Annotated in this window: 5 protein-coding genes and 1 riboswitch; all 5 genes read left to right on the top strand. The window is 76.5% G+C overall.

The window, feature by feature from the left end:
• Positions 1-201 precede the first annotated feature (201 nt).
• A riboswitch (cobalamin riboswitch) is annotated at positions 202-269 on the top strand.
• A 138-nt stretch (positions 270-407) separates the two neighbouring features.
• From ACWFQ8_RS33195 to ACWFQ8_RS33175, 5 genes are read left to right on the top strand one after another with little or no spacing between them, the layout of a single operon-like run.
• Entirely contained in the window at positions 408-1,658 is a 1,251-nt protein-coding gene (locus tag ACWFQ8_RS33195) for a prenyltransferase/squalene oxidase repeat-containing protein (protein WP_453789993.1), read from the top strand.
• The gene (locus ACWFQ8_RS33190) at positions 1,658-2,341 is read left to right on the top strand and encodes an SCO2322 family protein (protein ID WP_453789992.1); all 684 of its coding nucleotides are present in this window, start codon (positions 1,658-1,660) and stop codon (positions 2,339-2,341) included. Before ACWFQ8_RS33195 ends, ACWFQ8_RS33190 begins: the two co-directional genes overlap by 1 nt.
• On the top strand, positions 2,338-3,603 hold the full coding sequence (locus ACWFQ8_RS33185; RefSeq protein WP_453789991.1) for an energy-coupling factor transporter transmembrane component T: 1,266 nt from the start codon (positions 2,338-2,340) through the stop codon (positions 3,601-3,603). Before ACWFQ8_RS33190 ends, ACWFQ8_RS33185 begins: the two co-directional genes overlap by 4 nt.
• The gene (locus ACWFQ8_RS33180; protein ID WP_453789990.1) at positions 3,603-5,441 is read left to right on the top strand and encodes an ABC transporter ATP-binding protein; all 1,839 of its coding nucleotides are present in this window, start codon (positions 3,603-3,605) and stop codon (positions 5,439-5,441) included. Before ACWFQ8_RS33185 ends, ACWFQ8_RS33180 begins: the two co-directional genes overlap by 1 nt.
• Entirely contained in the window at positions 5,438-6,307 is an 870-nt protein-coding gene (locus ACWFQ8_RS33175) for an ECF transporter S component (protein ID WP_453789989.1), read from the top strand. The genes ACWFQ8_RS33180 and ACWFQ8_RS33175 overlap by 4 nt, the downstream gene beginning before the upstream one ends.
• The last annotated feature ends 242 nt before the right edge of the window (positions 6,308-6,549 follow it).

The raw sequence follows: 6,549 nt of genomic DNA, 5'->3' as shown, positions 1-6,549 counted from the left end.
CCCCCCCCCCCCCCCCCCCGGCCCGGCCGGCCCGGCCGCCTGCCCACCTGCCCGCCTGCCCGCCTGCCCGCCACCTGCGCGAACGGCGACCCGGGGCGGCCCCGGGGCCCGTGCCGGTAAGGGGTGGACGTGGCCGGCGCCACCCGGCACGAGGGCTACGGGCCGGTACAGTGACCCCGTCGTCCACACTTCCGTACGGGGGGAAGCCGGTGAGAATCCGGCGCTGACCCGCAACCGTGACCCTCCCGGCACCGCCGGGGCGGGGAGCCGGACTGCCCCGTTGCGGAGGTGCGCGGCTCGTGCCGCCGGGTCCCCCGGCGGCCGGCACCGTCGAGGTAAACGGAGCCGGAGCCCGGTGCCTGCGCGTGCCTGCCTCCCGTTCCCCAGCACGAGAGGCACCCGCCCCCATGAACGTCCGCCGCAGCGCCGCCGCGCTCGCCGCCTCCGCCGTGCTCTGCGTGGGTGCCGCCCCCGCAGCCCTCGCCGACACCGCCCCGCCCGCCTCCCCCTCCGCGCCGCCGGTCGTCCCCTCCGGGCTGTTCGGCAAGAACGACCCGACGTACGACGGCGTGTGGCGGCAGTCCTTCGCACTGCTCGCCCAGCACACCGTCGGCCTCAAGCCCGCCCAGCAGGCCGTCGACTGGCTGACCGGCCAGCAGTGCGCCGACGGCGGCTTCGCCTCCTTCCGCGCGGACGCGAGCGCGGCGTGCGACGCGACGACGATGCTCGACACGAACGCCACCGCCGTGGCCGTGCAGGCGCTCAAGGCCCTCGGCGGCCACGACGACGCCGTCAAGAAGGGCGTCGACTGGCTGAAGTCCGTCCAGAACGAGGACGGCGGCTGGGCCTACGTACCCGGCACCCCGAGCGAGGCCAGCTCCACCTCCGTGGTCATCAGCGCCCTGGCCGCCGCCGGCGAGAAGCCGGCCGACGTCAGGTCGAAGGCCGGCAAGTCGGCCTACGACGGCCTGCTCCCCTTCCAGCTGGGCTGCGCCGCCGAACCGGCAGCCGACCGGGGCGCCTTCGCGTACCAGCCGATCGACGGGAAGCTGCTCGCCAACGCCGACGCGACGGCCGCCGCGACCCTGGCCGGCCTGGGCAAGGGCGCGGTCGTCGTCCCGTCCGGTACGGACACCCCCGCCGCCCCGCTGACCTGCCCGGCGGACGGCGCCGACCCGGCGGCCGCCGCCCACGGCGCGGCCGGCTACCTGGCCGAGGCCCTCAAGAAGGACGGCCACCTCACCGCGGTGACCCCGGGCGCCGACCAGCCCACGGCGGACACCGGCAACACGGCCGACGCCGTGATCGCCCTGGCCGCGGCCGGCCACAAGCAGTCGGCGGCGGGCGCGCTGGAGTGGCTCAAGGGCAACTCGGCGCAGTGGTCCAAGGGCAGCCCGGCGGCGCTCGGCACGCTGATCCTGGCCGCGCACGCGACGGGCACCGACCCCAAGTCCTTCGGCGGCACCGACCTCGTCTCGGCGCTGAACGCCACCGGCCCGGCCCCGCAGGGCGCGAACACCGAGGCGACCGAGGTGAAGAACGACGGCGCCGAGGACTCCGGCGGCCAGAACGTCTGGTGGCTCGTCGGCGCGGGCGCCGCGGCCGGCGTGGGCATCGGCATCCTGCTGAGCGGCCGCCGGAAGAAGAACCAGCTCTGATGCGCCGCCGCCCGCTCCTCCCGCGCACCGCGCCGCGGCTGCCCGCCCTCGGGCTGGCGCTCGGCGTCGTCCTCGCGCTGCCGGCCGCCCCGGCCCTGGCATCGAGCTACCGCTACTGGTCGTTCTGGGACGGCGCGGGCGGCAACTGGACCTACGCGACGCTGGGCCCGTCCATGGCCCGCCCCGCGGACGGCTCCGTCCAGGGCTTCCGCTTCGCGGTGAGCAAGGACGCCGGGGACGCGGCCGCGCAGCCGCGCGCCGGCGCCGACTTCCAGGCCGTGTGCGGGGCCACCGCCGCCGCGCCGGGCACCAAGCGGGTGGCGCTGGTCATCGACTTCGGTCTTCCGGCGGACGCACCGGCCGACGAGGTCCCGCCGCAGGAGCAGCCGCGTACGGCGTGCGCGCAGGTGGCCCCGCAGGCCACGGCGGCCGAGGCGCTGGCGGCAGTGGCGAAGCCGCTGCGCTACAACGGCGCGGCGCTGCTGTGCGCGATCGCGGGCTATCCGAAGCAGGGCTGCGGCGAGCCGATGGCGGACGCCCCGGCCTCCCCCGCCCCCGCCCCCGGCGCCGCCGCCGGGGGCGACACCGGCGGCGGTCCGTCGGCGGGCCTGCTGGCGGGCATCGCGGCGGTGGTCGTCCTCGCTGCCGCCGCCGTCCGGCAGTCCCGCCGCCGCACGCGATGACACCGGCCACCCCGGCCCCGGACCGCTCCGCACAGGGGAACGCCGCGCCCGCGGGCCCGCCCGGGCGGCCCGTCGGCGCGACGGCATCCGTCGGCCGTCCCCGTGCCGGCGCCCGCGGCGGCTGCCCCGGCGTCGCCGCGCCGGCGGTCCCGCGCCCCCGGTCCGGGAACTGGCGGCCGCCGCAGGCCACGCGCGGGAACGCGCTGCACGCCGGCGCCTGGTGGCTCTGGGCGCTCGGCCTGGCCACCGCCGCCTCCCGCACCACCAACCCCCTGCTCCTCGGGCTGATCGTCGGCTCGGCCGGCTACGTCGTCGCGGCCCGCCGCACGGACGCCCCCTGGGCCCGTTCCTACGGTGCCTTCCTCAAGCTCGGCCTCTTCGTCATCGGCCTGCGCCTCCTCTTCTCCATGCTCCTCGGCTCCCCTCTTCCCGGCTCGCACACCCTCTTCACCCTTCCGGAGGTCCCCCTCCCCGCCTGGGCGCAGGGCATCCGCTTCGGCGGTCGGGTCACCGCCGAACAGCTGGTCTTCGCCTTCTACGACGGCGCCAAGCTGGCCACCCTGCTCGTCTGCGTCGGCGCCGCGAACGCCCTCGCCAATCCGGCGCGGCTGCTGAAGTCGCTCCCGGCCGCCCTGTACGAGGCCGGGGTCGCCGTAGTCGTCGCCATGACCTTCGCGCCGAACATGGTCGCCGACGTGGTCCGGCTGCGGACCGCCCGCCGCCTGCGCGGCCGCCCCACCGGCGGGGTGAAGGCCGTCCTGCAGATCGGACTGCCGGTCCTGGAGGGCGCGCTGGAGCGCTCCGTCGCCACCGCCGCATCCATGGACGCGCGCGGATACGGCCGCACCGCCTCGGTCCCGCCCGCCGTCCGCCGCACCACCAACGTCCTCACCCTCGGCGGCCTGCTCGGCATGTGCGCGGGCACCTACGGGCTGCTCGCCGCGCAGGGGGCCGCGTACGCGCTGCCGGTCCTCGGCATCGGCCTGGTGCTGGCCCTCGCCGGGCTGCGCCTCGGCGGCCGGCGCTCCGTGCGGACCCGCTACCGGCCCGACCGCTGGGGGGCGCGCGCCTGGCTGGTCGCCGGCTCGGGCGCCGCCGTCGCCGCGCTCCTGGTGTACGCCGGCACCCTCGACCCCGAGGGCCTGCACCCGGGCGTGGTCCCGCTGGTGGCGCCCGCGCTGCCGCTGTGGCCGGCGGCCGCGATCCTGATCGGCCTGCTGCCCGCGTTCGTGGCACCCGTACCGCCCGAGGAGGCGCCGTAGTGATCCGCTTCGAGCAGGTGTCCGTCACCTACGAGGGCGCGGCGGAGCCGTCGCTGCGCGATGTCGACCTGGTGGTCCCCGAGGGTGAGCTGACGCTGCTCGTCGGCCCTTCGGGCGTCGGCAAGTCCACCTTGCTGGGGACGGTGTCCGGGCTGGTCCCGCACTTCACGGGCGGCACGCTGAGCGGCCGGGTCACGGTCGCGGGCCGTGACACGCGTACGCACAGGCCGCGCGAGCTCGCGGACGTGGTGGGCACGGTCGGCCAGGACCCGCCGGCCCACTTCGTGACGGACGTGGTCGAGGACGAGCTGGCCTACGGCATGGAGTCGCTGGGGCTGCCCCCGGCCGTGATGCGGCGCCGGGTGGAGGAGACCCTCGACCTGCTGGGCCTGAACGAGCTGCGCGACCGCCCCATCGCCACGCTCTCCGGCGGGCAGCAGCAGCGGGTGGCGATCGGTTCGGTCCTCACTCCGCATCCGAAGGTGCTCGTCCTGGACGAGCCGACGTCGGCGCTGGACCCGGCGGCGGCGGAGGAGGTCCTCGCGGTCCTCCAGCGCCTGGTCCACGACCTCGGCACGACGGTGCTGATGGCGGAACACCGGCTGGAGCGCGTGGTCCAGTACGCGGACCAGGTCCTGCTGCTGCCCGCTCCGGGCGCGGCTCCCGTCCTGGGCCCCCCGGCCGAGATCATGGCCGTCTCTCCCGTGTACCCGCCGGTGGTCTCCCTGGGCCGCCTCGCGGGCTGGACCCCGCTCCCCCTGTCGGTCCGCGACGCCCGCCGCACGGCCGGCCCCCTCCGGGACCGCCTCACCCGCGCGGCGATCTCCCGGCCCCTCGCCCCGCCCACCCCCACCCCCGATCCAGCCCCGCCGGCGTTTCCAGCCCCGCCGGCGTTTGAGGCGCGGGACCAGAGGCAGAGCCCCGATCCAGCCCCGCCGGCGTTTGAGGCGCGGGGGTCCGGGGGCGGAGCCCCCGAGGGCAGCGGCCCCGGCCTGCTCGCCAGCCTGCTCCGGCGGAGCAAGCCCGCCCCCGCCCGAGCCCCCGGCACGGGACCCGGCACGGAGACGGCCGTGGTGCGGAACCTCGACGTCCGACGCGGCCCCCGCCAGGTCCTGCACGGCATCGACCTCTCGGTGGCCCCCGGCGAGACCATCGCCCTCATGGGCCGCAACGGCGCCGGCAAGTCCACCCTCCTGTCCGCCCTCGTCGGTACGGTCCCGCCCGCCGCCGGCGAGGTCACCGTCGGCGGCCGGACCCCCCACCGCACCCCGCCGGCCGAGATGGTGCGGCGCGTCGGCCTGGTCCCGCAGGAGCCCCGCGACCTGCTCTACGCCGACACGGTCGCCGCCGAGTGCGCCGCCGCCGACTCCGACGCCGGCGCGGCCCCCGGTACCTGCCGTGACCTGGTCTCCGCCCTGTTGCCGGACGTCCCCGACGACACCCACCCCCGCGATCTCTCCGAGGGGCAGCGCCTGGCGCTGGCCCTGGCGCTGGTCCTGACCGGCCGTCCCGCCCTGCTGCTCCTGGACGAGCCCACCCGCGGCCTGGACTACGCCGCCAAGGTCCGCCTGATCGAGATCCTGCGGGCGCTCGCGGCGCAAGGCCACGCCATCGTCCTGGCCACCCACGACGTGGAGCTGGCCGCGGAGCTCGCGCACCGGGTGGTGATCCTGGCCGGCGGCGAGGTCGTCGCGGACGGTCCGACGGCCGAGGTCGTCGTCTCCTCCCCCGCATTCGCGCCGCAGGTGGCGAAGGTCCTCGCCCCGGGCCACTGGCTCACCGTGCGGCAGGTCGCCGACGCCCTGGCGGCGTCCACCGCGGGAACGGCGTCCGCATGAGCCGCCCGGTGCCGGCCCGCCCCGTCCGCATCGGCCCCAGGGCCGCGGTCGCCCTGGTACTGGTCACCCTCATCGGTATCGCGGCCTTCGGCTGGCCGCTCCTCGCCGACCGCCAGTCCGGGCTCGCGCACGCGCAGGACGCCCCGTGGCTCTTCGCGGCACTGCTGCCGCTGGTGGTCGCGGTGGCCGTGGCGACCATCGCCGACAACGGCATGGACGCGAAGGCGGTGGCGATGCTCGGCGTGCTCGCCGCCGTGGGGGCGGCGCTCAGACCGCTGGGGGCGGGAACGGCGGGCCTGGAGCCCATGTTCTTCCTGATGGTGCTCAGCGGGCGCGTGCTGGGCCCCGGCTTCGGTTTCGTCCTCGGCTCGGTCACGATGTTCGCCTCCGCCCTGCTGACGGGCGGGGTCGGGCCGTGGATGCCGTTCCAGATGCTCGCCCTGGGCTGGTTCGCGCTGGGCGCCGGGCTGCTTCCCGGGGCGGTCCGGCTGCGGGGCCGGGCGGAGCTGCTGATGCTGGCCGCGTACGGCTTCGTGGGTTCGTTCGCGTACGGCACGGTGATGAACCTGCAGGGCTGGGTGATCCTGCAGGGCATGGGGCAGGGCGTCTCCTTCCGTCCGGGGGACCCGGTGGGCGCGAACCTGGCGCGCTTCGTCGCGTACTGCCTGGCGACGTCGGTGGGCTGGGACCTGGGCCGGGCCGTGCTGACGGTCGTACTGACCCTGACGCTCGGGGGCACGCTGCTGAAGGCCCTGCGGCGGGCGACGAGGAAAGCTGCCTTCGACGCTCCGGTCACCTTCGATTCTCGGACAAATCGGACATCAAGCTATGCCTCTCCCAGGGGTACATACGACTGCGAAGGGTGACATTCGGGGTGCTGGGCGGTGACCCGCCCCACAGGACCCAGGTCACATACGACCCGTCCTAGTAGGCCTGGGGGGTCCCGTGCGCACCCCTTGGCAGGGGCTGCGACCTGCGCGGAACCCCTCGCGCCTCGGCGGGGTCCTCGCGCTCGGCCTGCGAGGTGTCCTAGTAAGCGGGCTCGTTGCCAGGGGGTGGGGGCGTCTGTAGAACTGGATGAGTCGCCGGGCGGTACGGGTGCTCAACC

Source organism: Streptomyces sp. NPDC055254 (assembly GCF_053606025.1).
This window is presented reverse-complemented; position numbering and strand designations above follow the sequence as displayed.